The following is a 1,722-nucleotide window of genomic DNA, read 5'->3' on the forward strand; positions in this document are numbered from 1 at the left end:
CCGCACTGATCAATGGAAACTACGTCGTCAGCAGTCCGCTTTGGAACGCCAGCACCGGAGCCGTGACGTGGATGAGCGGTCTAGGCAACAGCACGCCAAGCGCCGTCAGTGCCCTGAACTCGCTCCTCGGCGCAGCGCCCGGGGATCTCATCGGCTCTGGCACCAATGGACTGGGACTGGGTGGCGTGACCGCCCTGACCAACGGCAACTACGTTGTCAGCAGTCCGCTCTGGGGTGTCAACCTGGGTGCGGTGACGTGGATGTCCGGTACGGGGCCCAGCCTTGGCACCGTAGGCACCACCAACTCGTTGGTCGGCAATGTGATGGGAGATCAGGTGGGCTTGGGCGGAGTCATCGCCTTGGCAAACCCCAATGGCGATTACGTGGTGAGCAGTCCGCAATGGTCCAACGGACTCCTGGCCGCAGCAGGGGCGGTCAATCTCGGCAACGGTGCCATCGGCAGCATCGGCACCGTGGCTTCGACCCCGGCCCTCTTGGGTGCCCTCGCAGGCGACATCCTTGGCTCGGGGGGACTGATTCCTTTGAGCACAGGCGGTTTTGTCGCGCTCAGCCCGAGCTATGGGGGCGGTTTTGGCGCGGCTTGGCTGGTGACCACCACCACCGGCTTGATGCCCGACTACACCCCGGCACAACTCGCCGCCATGGCCCCGCTGGGCAGCACGCTGACCCTGGCCGCCACCAACGCGATCACAGTCAACGCTCCGGTGGTGGTGGATGGTGCGCTCACGCTCAACGCCGGCAACACCCTGACGCTCAATGCTCCGATGACCTCCAACGCCGCCAGCGCCAGTGCGCTGGTCATGGTGGCCGGTCAAAGCTTCGTCAACAACGCAGGCGCCAACGCCCTGTCTACCCCCAATGGCAACTGGCAAGTCTGGTCGGCCAACCCAGCCGCCGATACGCGCGGTGGGCTGGTCTACAGCTTCAAGCAGTACAACGCCACCTACGGCGTCACCACCCCGGCACAAGCCACGGGCAACGGCTTGTTCTACAGCTTGGCCCCACTGCTGAGCCCCAGCTTGAGCGGCACAGCGCTCAAGACCTACGACGGCAACGCCACCGCTCCGATCACGAATTTGCTCTTGACCGCCACAGGCGCGGTGGATGGCGACGTGGTCGCGCTGAGTGCCTTGAGCGCCAACTACGCAACACCCGCCCCGAACGTCGCCACCGGTCTCCAAGTCACGGCAAGCGGCATCAGTGCCACCGCCAGCAACGGCTTGGCCCCGGTCTACGGCTATCAAATGGCCTCGACCACCGCCACCGCGCTCGGCATCGGTCAAATCACGCCGATGTCCCTGACCGTCTCTGGCACCACCGCCGCCAACAAGGTCTATGACGCCACCACCACGGCAACCCTCACGGGCGGCACGTTGCTGGGCACCGTCGTCGGCACCGGGGTGATCCCGGGTGACACCTTGGTCTTGCAACAAAGCGGCAGCTTCCTCGATAAGAACGTCGGCACCAACAAGCCGGTCAACGTCATCAACACCTTGGGCGGTGCATCGGCTGGCAACTATGTGCTGAACACGCTCACGCAAGCCACCGCCGCATCGATCACCCCGGCCACACTGAACGTCAACGGCACGCTCGTCGCCCCCAAGGTCTACGACGCCAGCCTCGCGGCCGCCATCGGCACGCCCGGTACCCTCGCCACCGTCCTTGGCACCGACCAAGTCGCGTTGAACCAGTCGGCCGTCT

General features: G+C 65.2%; 1 protein-coding gene. It reads left to right on the top strand.

Annotation, left to right across the window (positions count from 1 at the left end; genetic code table 11):
- On the top strand, positions 1-1,722 hold a 1,722-nt coding region (locus tag AB3X39_RS11400; protein ID WP_369417524.1), incomplete at both ends, for a YDG domain-containing protein.

The sequence above is a fragment of the Leptothrix ochracea genome, assembly GCF_041083635.1.
GTDB lineage: Bacteria > Pseudomonadota > Gammaproteobacteria > Burkholderiales > Burkholderiaceae_C > Sphaerotilus > Sphaerotilus ochraceus.